The organism is Pseudoalteromonas sp. AS71, from assembly GCF_038900275.1.
Taxonomy (GTDB): Bacteria; Pseudomonadota; Gammaproteobacteria; order Enterobacterales; family Alteromonadaceae; genus Pseudoalteromonas.
Genome location: NZ_JBBMQZ010000032.1, coordinates 32,311 through 48,320, shown reverse-complemented (window position 1 = coordinate 48,320; position 16,010 = coordinate 32,311). Strand labels below are relative to the sequence as shown.

Here is a 16,010-nt window from a genome sequence, read left to right as displayed (position 1 = left end):
TTTCACCCAAATTTGTATGCTTATCAGCATAACATTTCTTTCTTAATGGGTGGCCAAATTAACTATGCCACTACACCCCCACACCACCCATCATGCGGGTCCGCAATGGGCGGTTCATCTCCCGTAATGAATCTTGATCCAAATATCTCTCAATGACACTAAACCTTGTGACGCTAAATACTCATTACCTAATGCAATGTTAATTCCTTTTGTTTTTGAGCTTCGACAAGGGCCTTTGCTGGTGATACCACAGGCTATGGCGAGTCGTTCGCTAACACCCAGCTTTATTAAACTGCGTACTTTCGTGCGTGGTTTACGCCATTGCCGCCAGTAGGGGACAGCTAGGATGACACCCATTCTAACTTTTACTGAAATCATTAATTAAAGCAATGTGTTAAGTGGGAATTATAAATAATTAGTTACGCAAAAAGCTGAGTAATGTAGACAAGATGAAAGTAAAAATAGACAGCCCAATAGGGCGACGACAGCTGTTTATTAAAGAATGGCAAACGACTCGGTTGTATTGAGCCTGCTTTCCTTTAAATAAAAAACGCAATATTACCGTCAACAAGGGCATGAATAAATTGGCCTTACGGGGTCAAACGAAAGTGAATGCGCAATGGCAACTGTATTGCCTAGTTCATAATATAGAAAAGCTGCAAAACACGATGCATTAAGAAAGGGAAGCCCTTTTACCCTAAATATAAGCCACTCAAACACCCGTAATTCCTTTCAAAACGCGAATAAAACCCACACTAAACATTTTTTACTATTCTGCGTAAAAACACAGTAATTAATTGAACCAAAATAGGAACTCAGCTATGGTTTGTTTATCAATAAAAACAAATAAAAAACGAGTTAATCTACAGGCTCGTTGAGTGTTCAAGGAGGAAACATGATCAAAGCTACTTGTCATTGCGGTAATATCGTTATAACAGCAGACATGCTACTAGAATCCATTACCAGTTGTAATTGTTCAATGTGTTACCGGCTGGGTGCTCTTTGGGCTTATTACACAGTCGATCAAGTTGATATTAAAGTAAAGTCAGAGGCTACTGTTTATTTGTGGGGTAGCAAAGTTCGCTCATATCATTCTTGCACTTTTTGTGGTTGTACGACTCACTACACACAAAAAAGAGATGACGGTACAAATAGGGTCGCAATCAACACCAGAATGGCTACTCCTGAGCTATTTAAGTCCGTTCATGTTAGGTTTTTCGATGGTGCTGATACCTTTAAATATGTTGAGCAATAGAGCACTTACAAGGGTCTAAGGTTACGACAGTCCACTCATGACACTTTCCAGCCACTCGACAACATAAAAGATTGATGATAATTGGCAAGATATTTTACTGTGTCGGATGGTGTGGCGAAGCCACTTATCCGACCCACGTTAAAAGGTAGATTGGTTAAGCCGAAGACACCACCCAACAGAGTATCGATTCACGCTTTAAGGTCAGCTTTTGGCTGTGAGTTCAACTGTGAGCGAAAAACTGGCTGTCAGCCCCAATTATTCCAAATATTGATTATCTTATAAAAGAAACAACAACGATAACCAGAGTAATAAACCCCGCAATCACAGCCTAATTAATAAGTATAAATTGATGAGCTATTGTTACTTTTAGTGCCTTATTGTTATTTATTGATCGTAATCAATAGATAACCTTTTAATACTCACTACACTTAACCTGCTGAGATGGAGCCGAGTCTATTCTTATGGAGTTGGTAATATCATTGAAAAATATGATTTTAAATTGTGAAGGAGAATAATATGCGAACAGGTAATATTTTATGGCCTACGGATTTTTCTGATACTGCATCACATGCTTTGCAATATGCCATTGAAATGGCGAATTTATATCAAGTAGGCATTCGTATTTTACACATTGTTGATCAGCCTTCAGATAATGAAAATTATATGATCCTTGCGATAACTCCCCAAGAGTTAGCTAAAAATATGGAAGACGCTGCGGCGAGTAAAATGCACGAGCTATTAGGTCAGTTGAATACTGATTTAAAGATTGAAGCGGTTATTCGACATGGTGATGCCATTAATGAGATTTTAGATGAGACTAATAGCGGTGATATAGGCATGGTGGTAATTGCCAGTCATGGAAGGACCGGACTTTCTCATTTTTTGAATGTTAACGTTGCAGAAACGATCGCCAATAAAGCGGGTTGCCCAGTGTTAATAGTCAAATAAAATTGGCGCGTATCTCTTGTCCCGCTGCGGTCTTAGACGGGACAAAGTGGCCAGCACGTTGGGTAAAAATGTGAGTTGTGTAAACGTCAATACACGGTTTAACTGCCCGAAAGTGAACTTTTCATACTGGGGCAGGGTCAACGCAAAACTTTTACAGCAGTGAGTGTTAATTTTTGCACTCATTGCGTAGGCATTCATTGCAGACGTCTTTTAACTGATACTTTCACTCTACCAGTATGTACAACCTGGTCTTTTCCTCTTGAATTGACTGAATAATGAAGGTCCGCTCAACCACTCGACAACATAAAATATTGATAATAAATGACAAGGTATTTTACTGTGTAGGATGGCGCTTCGCTTATCCGACCTACGCTAGCACAAAGCGGATTATCCCTAAGTCCATCCATTTAACTCCCAAGCTATAAAACCATTACTCAATACTAATACCTTGTTTTAAAAGATACTCCACTGCTTTATCAGTATGAGGTTTAAATGCTTTCCAGCGGCCGATTGCTTTATTATTAAGTGGTTGGCGTACTTGCACCTTGCTTGCGGTAGAAACCGGAGCGGTATTTAAGTGAAAATCTATACATTGTTCTTGCCACTCTAAGTTACAAAAGCTGACTAACTCTTTTATTTGCTGCTCGGGCTGTGCGACTAATTGTTCGTATTTTACTAATTTTATATTGCTGTGTTGCATGCTGAAGTGCTGCATTAGTTTGTAAAAACGGCTGTAAATTTTAGCGGTGTCGAGTAAATTGAGCGAGTACGCGTAGTAGAGGTTATTAATGGTAAATAACTGTCGGTAGTTACCAATGCAGGTGTCCATAGGATCGCGCAGCATACAAATAATTTTAGCGTTTGGCAGGGCTTTGGTAATTAAGTCGATATAAAAAAAGTTAAACGGGAGCTTATCAATAAAGTGCTTATGGCTGCCTGTTATTACGCGTGTTGCGTTTAAATAGGTTGACCCAAGCTGATTAAAATCAAGCTCGTAGGCTTTACTGAGTGTTTGAGTGTCGAGTACATGCGGTGTTTGCGTTTGGCTTAGCTTTTTAACACTTAGGCCAAAGTCTTGTAATTCACCGGCTGATTGCACGTCGCTGTGGCTCGATAAAATACGCTCAACCAATGTGGTGCCAGAGCGGGGCATGCCTAATACAAAAATAGGCTCTGCCGTTGGGTTACCTTGTGTCAGCGCTTGTGTGTGCTGCTCACTTAAGCGTTTAATATGTTCAAATAACTCAGTTGAGCTTTTATGATCAAACGGCTGCACAGCTCGTTTTGCTACTTTACCTTGCTCTAACGCGTTAAAAGCCTCTGAAAACTCACCAAGATCTTGATATTCTTTTGCTAAAGCATGGCCAATATGCAGTTTTGCATCGGGGTGTGTTACTTGCTCAAACACGTTTTTTAAGCGTTCAATGTGGTTGTTTTGCCTACTTACATTAGTTAAATCACTTAATGCAAAGTGACTTTGATGATGCAGCGGGTTAAGCGCTATTGCATTTTCAAAAGCGTGTTGGGCTTTATCAAATAATCCTAAAAACTTAGCGCTTACACCGTAGTTATAATAAAACGGTGGTTGAGCTTTGTTAGCCGCTGTAGCCAGTTTAATAGCGCGTTCAAAGTAGTTAAGTGCGTGTTCGTGAATGCCTGCTTGAGTAAGTGCAACGCCAAGTGTGTCGGCATCAAGTGCTTTAGTTATTTGTTTTAATGGCACCGATAGTGCGGTGTTTTTTGCTTTTTGTAATTCGCCAGTAAGTGCGTAACATTTAGCAAGTTGCGCGGTGTATTCAATACTTTGGCCAAGGGTGAGGGCTTTTTCGATGAGCTTTATTGCTTTGTGTATTTGCCCAACAGTTAAATTAACCATTGCCAGCAAAAAATACCCATCAGCAAAGTCTGGTTTGAGTGTAACTAACTCCACTAGGGCTTTGTGTGCTTGCTCTATTTTACCTTGGTTTAGGGAGTGTATTGCGCTTTGATGAAGTTGCTTTAAATTTGGCTGCATGGTTTTTGGTAATTATATTGTAAAAGAAAATAAAAAGGCTCAAATAAATTTGAGCCTTAAAACAGTGTTTAAAAAGTGAGACTGTTTAAAAGTCGCTTAAATTATATTTCAAATTTGTAGTTAAATTTAACACCTACCGTTAGCGGGCGATTAATGTAATGGCCGTAGTTACGTTGTATATCGGCGCCATTAGCTGATGTTATATCGGCATCTGAACGACGAACTGACGTAACTGCGTATTTGTTGAATAGGTTATCAACATATAGGGTAGTTGACCATGCATCAGCTGTTAATTTAGCTGATATATTACTTAAGCTGTAACCTGGTAGTGTTTCGCCGTTATCACGAAGCCCAACTCTTGAAAGCACGTCGCTTTGCGCGGTTAAACCGTAGTTAATATCGAGTGTTTTGTCGTTAAATACGTCTGTTTGATAGTTTACACCCATCGAAAATTGGTTTTCAGGTGAACCAGGTAAACGGTCGCCATCTTCTGCGCCACCGGTGCCATCGGCGTTAAACAAAAATGGGGCGTCTGATGTTAGCTCTGCTTTTGTGTAGGCATAAGTTGCATAAACCGAGAACGAGTCAGATAAAATTGCACGAGTTGATATTTCAACCCCTTTTGCATTAGCGCTGCCTGCGTTTGAAATATATGTTAATTGGCCTATATCTGTAGCGCCCGTGATTTGCGCATCATCCCAATCTACGTTAAATAACGCGGCGTTAAAGTGTAGTTGGCTTCTAAACCATGTACTTTTAAAGCCTAGCTCGTAGTTTGTTGTGGTGTCTGCTTCATATAATAATTCGTCAGGTTTACCACAACCTGTTTGTTGATCCTCAACAATTGGATCAGGACAAGACACTAAACCGTTTGAGCCGCCAATTCTGAAACCTTCACTGATTGTTACATAGCCCATTACAGAGTCAGTAAACTGGTATTTAGCATTAAATTTAAATAAGTTACCGTTATCGTCTGCTTCGTCTTTTTCGTATTCGACGGTTATTTCATCAGGACCAGCGCCATTATACAATGTATTTGCTAGCGGGAAGTCAAAAGCCGCTTGCGACTCTATGTCGTACTTGTAAAAACGGGCACCAATGGTAATATCTAATTTTTCGGTTACTTGGTAGCCAACTTCACCAAATAGTGCAGACTCAGTGACTTTACTTTTTGTAAGCTCTAAGTATTCTAATGAGTCTGGTCTTAGCTGCTCGCCACCAAAGTTATCGATAGCGAATTGGTCAAACCCAGGCGTAAACTCTCTGCTTGATGCTTCGGTTTCTGTTTTGTTGTAAAAGCCACCCACAATCCAGTTGAAGTCGCTGTCGCCTTGCGACACTAAGCGAATTTCTTGAGTGAAGGTATCTTCTTCATCTATTTCACGGGTAAACGTTGAAAACGAAGGAAACTCTTCATAGCCGTAATCAAGACGAATAAGTAAGTCTGTTTGGTCGCGTTGGCCGTCGGCATCAAAGCTCGAAATACCAGTAGCCGATACTAGCTCTGCAAAACCTAGGTCGGCTTTTAGTTCAAGGCTTAGTAATTGGTCTTTTTTCTCGCGAGGCTCTTCAAAGCGATAAGCTGACTCGTATTTACCTATTACGTCGCTTAAACCGTTGTTTGCATTAAGACTGTTGTAATGAACAATCGAGCGGCCTTCGCTGTCTTGGTTTTGGTAAAAGTAGTTAAGCGTACCTTCAAACGATTCATTTGGTTTAAAGCGAACAGAAATACGACCTGTTGTGGTGGTTTCGCCGTTGGCGTCTTTTACATTTTTAAGGTTGTTATTAACTGCTGAGCTGTCGCTCCAATCTGGATCTGGCAACGATACGCCAGGCTCACGTACTACATAACCGTAATCGATAAAACCCGGATCTTCATATACGTTTAAGCTTGCACGAACTGCTAATTTATCTTCAATAATAGGAAGGTTAAATATAAAGCCGCCTTCGCCACCTAAAGAGTCACTTTCTTTTGTTTGAAATAGGTCGCCGTAAACTTCAAGCGATGTAAAATCAAGCTCAGGCTGTTTAAGCATGTAACGAATTGCACCGCCTAATGTGCCTGCACCATAAAGGGTGCCTTGTGGCCCAATCAATACTTCAACGCGCTCAATATCTACTAGGCGCATATCTACCGAAACTGGAATTTCGTTTATATAAGTAGATACCGTGCCGCCATCTGACGATGGACCAGAAGAATTTGTATTTAAACCACGAACAATAATAGGCGAGCCTGAGCGGCCACCTTGATCGGTAATTGTTAAACCAGGTACCCAGCGTGCTACATCCGCAAGCTCATTGATATTTTGATCTTTCATAATATCTGCATCAAGAGCGGTAATATTTAGCGGTGCATTTTGCACAGAGCCGCTGCGCCTTGTTGCTGTAACTTCGATTACTTCGAGTGATTTGTTTTTAGCTGCAACTTCTTCTTGAGCAAGTGCGGCATTTGGTAATAAAAATACGCTAGAAACAGCGCTCGAAATAGCCAAGGTTAACAAGCTTGGTTTAAACATAAAAAGTGATCCCCAGTTCAAATGTTTTACATTAGTAAATTAAGTTAAGTAGTTTATCAGGGAGTGAAGTAGCTGGGAATATTTAAATTGAATTTTAATTCACTTTTATAGAATAAATATGGCTTATTTTCAGGGTTTTTATTTGGTTAATAGGCAATACAAGCAATAGGTTAGTGGAATTAGGTACAGTTAGGTTAAAAATTACACCCTTGTTTAAAGGTAAATAGTCATTCATGTTTTAAAGCTGGTGTTATGACGTGCTCGTTAAACAGATTATTACATTAAAATTAATATTTCATAATGTCATTACTTATACTTTTATTAGCACTATTAAAGTGTGTTTTTATCCCCATTATGAGTGATAGTCGTAATTATAAGTGACTGCATAAGCTTTTGAGTGGGCGTGTTTGATTGCCGCTTCGTATTCTCTTTTTTATTTTGTCCGCACTTTTTTGTGCGTGTTTTAAGGATTAACAATGAGCCAACTATTTTCGCCTTTATCACTTGGGCAAGTAACGTTAAATAACCGTATTATTATTGCACCCATGTGTCAGTATTCAGCAAACAATGGCGCTGCTAGCGATTGGCACACTATTCATTTAGGCCAATTGAGCTTAAGCGGTGCCGGGTTACTTATTTTAGAAGCAACAGCAGTAAATCCAGAAGGGCGTATTAGCTACGGCGATTTAGGGCTTTGGAATAACGAAACACAACAAGCGTTAGATAAAAGTCTAAAAGCAGTAAGGCAATACAGCCCTATGCCTATTGGCATTCAGTTAGCACATGCTGGGCGAAAAGCATCAACTGAAAAACCATGGGACGGTGGCGATGCGATTGCACCTGATGACGTAAATGGCTGGCAAACGCTCGCACCTTCGGCAATTGCATATGACGATAAAAGCCCAGTGCCAAAGGCAATGAGCCAACACGACATAGACTCATTAATTAAAGACTTTGTAAGTGCAGCTAAACGCGCTGATGAACTCGGCCTTGATTTAATCGAGCTACATGGTGCACACGGTTACCTGTTACACCAGTTTTTGTCGCCACTTTCAAACAAGCGCGATGACAACTACGGTGGTAGCCTAGAAAACAGAATGCGTTTATTGCTTGACGTGTTTAAAGCAGTAAGAGCGGTATTCCCTAGTGAAAAAGCAGTGGGTGTACGTATTTCGGCAACCGATTGGGTTGAAGGTGGCTGGGATTTAGAGCAATCGATAGTGCTTAGTAAAGCGCTTGATGAACTCGGCTGTGATTTTATTCATGTAAGTACGGCGGGCCTAAGCCCTGATCAACAAATACCTGTTAAACCTAATTTTCAGGTGCCGTTTGCAACAGCCATAAAAGAAGCTGTGAATATGCCTGTTATAGCGGTGGGTTTAATTACTGAGGCGCAGCAAGCCGAAGATATTATTAGTGAGCAGCAAGCCGATGGCGTAGCACTTGCGCGTGGCATTTTATATAACCCGCATTGGCCTTGGCATGCAGCTGCAGAGCTTGGCGCTACAGTAACAGCACCTAAACAGTATTTACGCTCAAGCCCACATGGGCAGCCATCTCCAATTAAATAAAACACGCCCTAAGCAAAACCCAACCCGCGTTTGCGGGTTGGGTTTTATTATTTTTATAAAGTAGAGACACACATGACTCAAACAGGCGTTTCACCACAACCTCTTAGCAATACACTCGTTACTATTATTGCTTTGTGTTGTGGCCTTATTGTTGCCAATATTTACTACGCTCAACCTATTATTGAGTTACTCGCCCCAGAGGTGGGACTAAGTGCACACAGTGCTAGCCTTATCGTATCGCTTACACAAATAGGCTACGCTTTGGGGTTGTTTTTTTTAGTGCCGTTAGCTGATTTAGTTGAAAATAAAAAGCTCATGTTGATCACACTTGGTGTGTCATTTTTAAGCTTAGTGGGGACTGCACTTGCTGACTCACCTAATGTAATGCTTATTTTATGTTTAATGATAGGTATTAGCTCGGTTTCTGTTCAGGTGCTAATTCCGCTTGCTGCGCATTTATCGTCTGACGAAAAACGCGGGCAAGTCTTAGGCAATATTATGGCTGGCCTGTTGTTAGGTATTTTGCTGGCAAGACCTATATCGAGCTTAATAGCCGATCACTTTGGTTGGCGTGCTGTATTTTACTTTGCAGCAGGATGTATGGTGTTTATTGCTGGCGTAATTTATTTTGCTATTCCAAGCAGGCAACCTACCCACAAAACAACGTATTTTAAGTTATTAAAATCGCTTAAACAGTTAATGATAAGCCAGCCAGTACTGCGCCAACGTTCACTTTTTCAAGCATTAATGTTTGCATCGTTCAGCTTATTTTGGACAAGCGTACCGGTTGTGCTTGCCCGTGAGTATGGTTTATCTCAATCAGAAATAGCACTGTTTGCACTAGTGGGTGCGGCAGGTGCTGTAGCTGCCCCCATTGTTGGGCGTTTGGCAGATAAAGGCTATACACATCAGGTATCGTTACTGGCCAAAGTAATTGCAGCAGTGTGCTTTTTACCAAGTTTATTTGAGTTACCTTACGGGATCGTAATTTTGGCATTAACCGGTGTGTTTATTGATTTTGCTGTGCAGGCCAATATGGTATTGGGTCAACGTGCAGTGTATGCACTAGAGCCACAAAGCCGTGCGCGTTTAAACGCTATTTACATGACGAGTATATTTGTAGGTGGCGCAGTAGGCTCGCTTATTGCCAGCCCATTATATGAAGCAGGCGGTTGGACAAGTATTGCCCTGGTTGCTACGGGCATGCCGCTTATTTCGTTGATTGGCTATTTGGTTACAATTAAAAAGCAAAGTAAGACGGTAATCTAATTACGTTGCTACAAAAAAGCCACTGCTTATGCGGTGGCTTTATTTTTTAGGATTAGTCGATTACAGTTTTTACTTAAGCAACCTGTTTTTTTGCATTTGAAAACGAGCTACCAACAGATGCAACAATCACAAGTAAAATAGCGAGCCACTGCCATAAAGTAAGTAACTCACCCAGTATAATAAACCCCGCGAGCGAGGCTATTGCAGGCTCTAAGCTCATCATTACGCTAAATCCTTGCGAGGGCATGTTACGCAGTGCAACCATTTCAAGTGTGTAAGGCAATGCGCTTGATAAAATAGCAATGCCAATACCCAATGGGATAATTTCCCATGTAAACGCGGCGCTTTGTAAAATACCGCCATAAGGTACTAGCACTATAGCGGCAACGGTCATTCCCAATGCGACAGTTGCTCCACCAGAGCTTTGTGTGCCCGTTTTTTTACCAAATAATATATAAGCAGCCCAGCAAGCACCTGCACCTAAAGCAAGTGCAACACCCAATGGATCAAGGCTGTCTTGGCCGCTCATATCAGGAAGTAAAAGCAAAATACCGGCAATAGCACAGGCAACCCAAAATAAATCACGTTTGCGGCGTGATGAAAATAAGGCAACAGCCAGCGGGCCTGTAAATTCGAGCGCTACGCCTATGCCAAGTGGAATACGTTCAATGGCGTAATAAAACAAAATGTTCATGCCGCCTAAACTTAAACCATACACAATTATAGAAATACGATTACCAGAAGTAGGTAAGTGTTTCCAAGGTTTAAACACTAAGCAAAGTATTAGGGCAGAAAAACCAAGCCTAAGGGCAGTTGTACCTTCAGGGCCAACAATAGGAAAAAGCTGTTTTGCAAATGACGCGCCTGTTTGAATGGTCATCATTGCAAGCAGTACACACACGATAGCCAGTAAATAACTTTTTGAAGATGCTCGCATTTTTATCCTTGAGTTGAGTAACTCTATCAATTAGTTATGTAATGCAGGGAGTATAAAAGCTAAACCCGCCCGATATTAATGGCGGCATAGTATCTTTTTTTAAATTTATAGGTAAGTGTTTGCGACCAAAAATAACGCAATAAAAAGTATATTAAATAGGGTGGGTTAATAAAGTAAGAGGTAAAGTTAGCAAACAGGTGCTTGCTAACTTTAATCAGTTGGTTAAAAGGCCCTAATGGGCACTTTTATTAACTAAGCCATCAAGAGAGTAAAGGCCTCGTTTTTCATTATTTTTGCGTTTAATTTCTTCAAGTGCGCGCGACTCTACGGCATCAAATAAAGCATTAATTAAGCGGTTAAAATGTTTGTGCATTGCGCTGCGAGCTGCATTTGCATCATGAGACTTTAGGGCTGTATAAATAGCGGTGTGTTCGTCCATAACGCATTCGTTATTGTTTTTACATACACTACTATAGTCAGCAACAATTTGTGGGTTTGTTAAACGTAAATCCCACAAGTTAGATACTGCAAACTCAAGTGCTTTATTGCGTGTTGCTCGCGAAATTATTTCATGGAACTCACGGTCAGCTTGCTCAACATAAATGCCTTTTTCCATGGCGATTAATGTTTTATTTAGTTGCTCTAATTCTTCTTCTGTAATGCTTTGAGCAGCTAAAGCGGCAATTTCGCCTTCAATTAATGCACGCGCTTGCGTAAGTTCAAATGCACTGATCTCTTTTGATTTTATAGATGTATTTTTTTGTTCTACTACGTATACACCAGAACCGGTTTTAACTTCAACTCGGCCACGTACTTCTAATGCGATAATAGCTTCTCTAATGGTAGGGCGACTTACATCAAACATTTCTGCAAGTTCACGTTCAGGTGGTAAACGACTCCCAGCAGAAAATTCGCCTTGATTTATTAAAGACTCAATTTTATCAACTATGCGCCAAAATAAGCGACGATTACCCATACTTTACCTTCATTACCTTAAGGAATAATGGCCTCTGGGGCCTAAAAGTCAAAACCAACTGTTAATACCAGAGGTTACCTCAAAATTCACTATTATGTCAAAATTCTAACGCGATGTTATGGTTAAAAACCACTATACACCAATGGTTGTATTCTTGTATTACCAATTTAGTTCAAAATAATGCAATTGGCCAGCTTGATTGGTAATGTTTTTGTGTGTTAGGTTAGCTTTAAGGTTATTGAATAATAAATATTGGTAATAAACCGAGTTTAGGTTGTCAGTGTTAAGTTTGTTGTAGAAGTATTTGATTGCCCACGGATGGGGATCGCTATTATTTAAAAGTGTTTTGTAAAATGTGTAGTTGTACGAGAGCTATTTAAGCTTTCTTCTGGGCGTTAACTGTCGTTGGTTAACGCCCATATTTTATTTAATTAGTCGTTAGGGTACACAACCCCAAGCTGTTTGCGCGCTTCATCAAGAACGCTCATTACGTTACTGGCTAAAATATGTGTATTAACGGGTGACTCAAAAATATTTTGCTTCACTAATGACATAAAATGCTCAACTTCGTATTTCATAAACTGCTCATCAAATGGCTGGGATATAACCTCTACGTCACCATTATTAGCAATAAACTCAATCTTTTTTAGTTGCGATACAGCTTCTATACGTATGCGTCCAAGCTCGCCTTGTATTTCGGTTATGTTGTCGCCTTGCGATATTTTGGAGTAACTAATAACGGCTTGTTTATCTGCGTAGTTTAGTAATACATCGCCCGCACCATCTACACCTGTATCAAGTAATATGCCACTGGCACTCACGCTTTGCGGCGCTCCCCAAAGTGCAATTAATAAATACAGTGGGTAAATCCCTAAATCAACCAAAGCACCATTAGCAAACTCGGGTAAAAACGTATTTGGACGTTCGCCATTTTTGTATTTATCGTAACGCGATGAATATTGACTGTACTGGCCAATATATTTACGTGGTGTGCCAATTTTTTCCATTGCCTGTTGTAGGCCTGCAAAGTTAGGCAAGTGAGTGGTCATCATGGCTTCCATGTATAGGCGCTGATGCTTTTTTGCTGTAGCTATAATACTTGCAAGCTCTTTAGAATTGGCTGCTGATGGTTTTTCGCCAAGGACATGTTTACCTGCTTCTAGGCACATAACAGCGTATTGTTTATGTAAGCTGTTAGGGGCGGCTATGTAGACAGCATCAACATTTTGATCTTGGCAAACTTGCTCGATTGAGGTGAAAATTTTTGCTTGTGTATTTTGTGGGTGTTTGGCTAAAAACGCTTCACCGCTTGATACTGCGCGCGAGCACACCCCATATAAATTAAAATCGTTTAACGTATTTGCAGCGGCTAACAGTGTGTCGCTAATAAAATTGGTGCCAACAATAACAAAGTTCATGCTCACTCCTTAGAAAATATAAGAGCGATAATTGTATCATTTTAAATTTTGGTGTGTTTGTTTTAAAAGTTAAGTTTTTAACGTGTTTAGGCTTTAATTAACGTCGTTTTTTAGCTGAGGGTTTACGCAATATAAATAGCGATTAATGAGCTGGTTTTATGTATTGTGGTGTAAATAAAAAGTAAACGGTTAAGTTGTATGAGCACAGAGTATGATTACATTATAATTGGCGCAGGCAGTGGTGGTTGCGTTATGGCATCGCGATTGTCTGAGGATAAAAATGTAAGTGTGTGCTTAATTGAAGCAGGCGGTAGTGATAACAGTGTATTTGTACAAATGCCTGCAGGCATAGCAGCGAGTGTGCCTTATGGCATAAATAGCTGGCATTACAATACGGTGCCACAAAAAGAGCTTAATAACCGCTGTGGTTTTGTGCCGCGTGGCAAAGTGCTGGGCGGCTCGAGCTCTACTAATGCGATGGTTTATATTAGAGGTAATAAGTACGATTACGATAATTGGGCACAGCTTGGTAATGAAGGCTGGGATTTTGATAGTTTACTCCCGTACTTTATTAAAGCTGAAAACAATAAAACCTTTATAAATAATGAGCTGCACGGGGCAAAAGGCCCGCTACATGTACAAGAGCTAAATAATCCAAGCAATATAAACCAATACTTTTTAAATGCCTGTGCTGAGCAGGGCGTTAATTTAAGCGACGATATAAATGGCAAAGAGCAAAGTGGTGCACGTTTATCGCAGGTAACTCAGCACAATGGCGAGCGTTGTAGTGCAGCAAAAGCATATTTAACACCGCATTTAAACCGCCCCAATTTAACGGTATTAACCAATAGCCACGTTAATAAAATAAATATAACCAATAACATAGCGCAAGGCGTGCAAATAGAGCGTAATAAGGAGGTTATTAATTTACGTGCTAAAAACGAGGTAATACTTAGTGCTGGCGCTATTAATTCGCCGCAGGTATTAATGCTTTCAGGTATTGGCCCTAAAGCTCAGCTAAGCGCACATAACATTAAAGTTGAGCACGTACTTGAAGGTGTTGGCGCTAATTTACAAGATCACTTAACGGTAGTGCCACTTTATAAATCAAAAACAAGTAAGGGTACATTTGGTATAAGCCCACTTGGTATTGCGAGCATTATTAAAGGCTGCGTTAACTGGTTTAGTAAGCGAGAAGGGCGATTAACCAGTAACTTTGCGGAGTCGCATGCATTTATTAAATTATTTGAAGGCTCGCCAGCGCCCGATGTGCAACTAGAATTTGTGATTGGGCTGGTGGACGATCATAGTCGTAAATTACACACTGGGCATGGTTACAGTATACACAGCAGTATTATGCGCCCTAAAAGCCGAGGTACTATAACATTAGCCGACAGCAACCCGCGTAGTGCTCCACTTATTGACCCTAATTACTTAAGCCACCCAGACGACTTAGCTGTAATGATTGCTGGCCTTAAAAAAACACTCGCTATTATGCAAAGTAAAACTTTTGATAACATACGCGGTAAAATGATCTACCCGCTTGATATAAATAATGATGATCAGTTAATTGAGTTTATACGCCAAACGGCAGATACCGAGTATCACCCAGTTGGTACATGTAAAATGGGGCAAGACTCAATGGCAGTGGTGGATACTAATTTGCGAGTACACGGGGTAAGTAACTTACGCGTAGTCGATGCGTCGATTATGCCTACTATTATTACCGGCAACACAAATGCACCTGTAATTGCGATTGCTGAAAAAGCAGTTGATTTAATTAAACAGACAAATGTTTAATTGAATCAACTTTAGTAGGGCTATTAATTAGCTATAAAATTCATTTAGCCATTGTTGCCAATCGCTTTCAAGGTGCAGCATTTGCTGATGCTTTTTAGCATTTAGATGCTTGATTTCGTCCTCGCTTGCCATATAGGGTCCAACGCGGCAAAGAGGGCAGTGGTTTGGTGTTAAGTATGCTGGCTTTGTGAGGCGTGAGCTTAATTCGCTAGTGTGTGTATTAATACCTTTTTGGCTGAAAACGTAAGTGATACCGCTGGTGTCTTTTACGTGTTTATCACGGTCAACATTACGAATTTTGTAACCTTCAAAATGGCTAATATCAAATGGGATTTGGCCTAAATAATCAGCGTTTAAACCGTTATTTAAACTCCCTTCTATATTCCATTCTCGATAAGGTTTTACATCCTTTGAAGTGATGTAGCACAGCATTGGGCCATTTTTATCAAGCGCGTATTCGTTAGCGTATTTAATAAATTGATGCAGCAAAGCGCGGTTTAATACGTTCATACTGGTTTGGCGCGTGTTGTTTTCAAATGCTTCACGGCCAACAAACGCGGGTATAAGCGGAAATTGAAAAATAACCACGTCAAAGCTGTGCTGGTTTTCACTTAGAGTTTGCCAACACGCGGGGTTTGTTACATCAAAACCATTAAGTACTTCAACGTTATGCGCTTTTAAGTTGCTAAGTGCATTGTGATGATACTTTTGCTCAATAGTAGCTTGGTCATCGTAAGTGGATGCAACCAAAGCTTTTGGCGATAGATGAGTGTAAATAGCGTTCGAAAACGATAAATCGCCATCGCCTACGGTGAGTATTCGCCATTGAGGATTTAAATACATAAATTAAAATGGTTTAGTTGGTGTGTTATCGGCATCAGGCGTACTTTTTTGAGACTGCGCTGCAAGTAAACGATGAAAAGCAAGGCGTGTTTTTAACCCTTCAATGGCGATTTGTTTAATAATAAGATTAAAGGTAATTAAAATGGCAAAGGCAATATGAATAGGCCCATGGGTAAATCCTGCATTTGTATCGTAAAGCATTAAACCGAATAGCAAAAATAAGACAACCAAGAAAATTTCGAGTAATTGACTTGAATAAAAGCTCAAACGACCTTCGCTTTTATGATCTTTTTTAATGCGAATAGCACAAAAAAATGGGATCACTTTGATTTTAAATGCCGCGTTTTTTTCTACGTAGTTTTCACCAAGTTCATCGAGTTGTTGGCGTAATTGGTCAATCATGGTGTGTCCTCAAATAGCAGTGCGCGGATATTACCTTATTACTGTGCAACATTTAAGT

General features: G+C 40.2%; 12 protein-coding genes. 5 read left to right on the top strand and 7 right to left on the bottom strand.

All coding sequences use genetic code 11. From position 1 onward, the window contains the following. Positions 1–895 precede the first annotated feature (895 nt). Together WNY98_RS19045 and WNY98_RS19040 are read left to right on the top strand one after the other, a co-directional pair. Positions 896–1,255: an aldehyde-activating protein gene (locus WNY98_RS19045; RefSeq protein ID WP_342878666.1), complete on the top strand. Its 360-nt coding sequence runs from the start codon at positions 896–898 to the stop codon at positions 1,253–1,255. Between the two features lie 516 nt (positions 1,256–1,771). Further along, entirely contained in the window at positions 1,772–2,203 is a 432-nt protein-coding gene (locus WNY98_RS19040; protein ID WP_342878665.1) for a universal stress protein, read from the top strand. A 430-nt stretch (positions 2,204–2,633) separates the two neighbouring features. On the opposite strand, the gene WNY98_RS19035 is transcribed toward WNY98_RS19040, so the two are convergent. Together WNY98_RS19035 and WNY98_RS19030 are read right to left on the bottom strand one after the other, a co-directional pair. After that, positions 2,634–4,217, bottom strand: coding sequence for a sulfotransferase (locus WNY98_RS19035; protein ID WP_342878664.1), 1,584 nt, complete (start codon positions 4,215–4,217; stop codon positions 2,634–2,636). A 101-nt stretch (positions 4,218–4,318) separates the two neighbouring features. Next, positions 4,319–6,736, bottom strand: a complete 2,418-nt coding sequence (locus tag WNY98_RS19030) for a TonB-dependent receptor (RefSeq protein ID WP_342878663.1) — start codon at positions 6,734–6,736, stop codon at positions 4,319–4,321. 476 nt (positions 6,737–7,212) lie between these two features. Between WNY98_RS19030 and WNY98_RS19025 the strand changes: the two genes are divergently transcribed. Together WNY98_RS19025 and WNY98_RS19020 are read left to right on the top strand one after the other, a co-directional pair. After that, on the top strand, positions 7,213–8,307 hold the full coding sequence (locus WNY98_RS19025) for an NADH:flavin oxidoreductase/NADH oxidase (RefSeq protein WP_342878662.1): 1,095 nt from the start codon (positions 7,213–7,215) through the stop codon (positions 8,305–8,307). Between the two features lie 72 nt (positions 8,308–8,379). Further along, positions 8,380–9,576: an MFS transporter gene (locus WNY98_RS19020; RefSeq protein WP_342878661.1), complete on the top strand. Its 1,197-nt coding sequence runs from the start codon at positions 8,380–8,382 to the stop codon at positions 9,574–9,576. Positions 9,577–9,649: 73 nt separating this feature from the next. Here WNY98_RS19020 and WNY98_RS19015 read toward each other — a convergent pair whose 3' ends face one another. The 3 genes from WNY98_RS19015 to WNY98_RS19005 all read right to left on the bottom strand — a co-directional run bounded on the left by WNY98_RS19015 (position 9,650) and on the right by WNY98_RS19005 (position 12,907). After that, entirely contained in the window at positions 9,650–10,513 is an 864-nt protein-coding gene (locus tag WNY98_RS19015; protein WP_076924222.1) for a DMT family transporter, read from the bottom strand. 232 nt (positions 10,514–10,745) lie between these two features. Continuing rightward, positions 10,746–11,489: a FadR/GntR family transcriptional regulator gene (locus tag WNY98_RS19010; RefSeq protein WP_197184832.1), complete on the bottom strand. Its 744-nt coding sequence runs from the start codon at positions 11,487–11,489 to the stop codon at positions 10,746–10,748. Between the two features lie 431 nt (positions 11,490–11,920). Then, positions 11,921–12,907, bottom strand: coding sequence for a Gfo/Idh/MocA family oxidoreductase (locus WNY98_RS19005; protein WP_076924221.1), 987 nt, complete (start codon positions 12,905–12,907; stop codon positions 11,921–11,923). A 198-nt stretch (positions 12,908–13,105) separates the two neighbouring features. Here WNY98_RS19005 and WNY98_RS19000 point away from each other — a divergent pair, with 198 nt between their 5' ends. Beyond that, a complete protein-coding gene (locus tag WNY98_RS19000; RefSeq protein ID WP_342878660.1) occupies positions 13,106–14,707 on the top strand; it encodes a GMC family oxidoreductase N-terminal domain-containing protein in 1,602 nt (533 codons plus the stop codon). A gap of 27 nt (positions 14,708–14,734) precedes the next feature. On the opposite strand, the gene WNY98_RS18995 is transcribed toward WNY98_RS19000, so the two are convergent. Together WNY98_RS18995 and WNY98_RS18990 are read right to left on the bottom strand one after the other, a co-directional pair. Next, positions 14,735–15,550 (bottom strand): class I SAM-dependent methyltransferase, encoded by an 816-nt coding sequence (locus tag WNY98_RS18995; RefSeq protein WP_342878659.1) that lies wholly within the window; start codon positions 15,548–15,550, stop codon positions 14,735–14,737. A gap of 3 nt (positions 15,551–15,553) precedes the next feature. Beyond that, on the bottom strand, positions 15,554–15,952 hold the full coding sequence (locus WNY98_RS18990; RefSeq protein WP_076924217.1) for a hypothetical protein: 399 nt from the start codon (positions 15,950–15,952) through the stop codon (positions 15,554–15,556). Positions 15,953–16,010 lie beyond the last annotated feature (58 nt).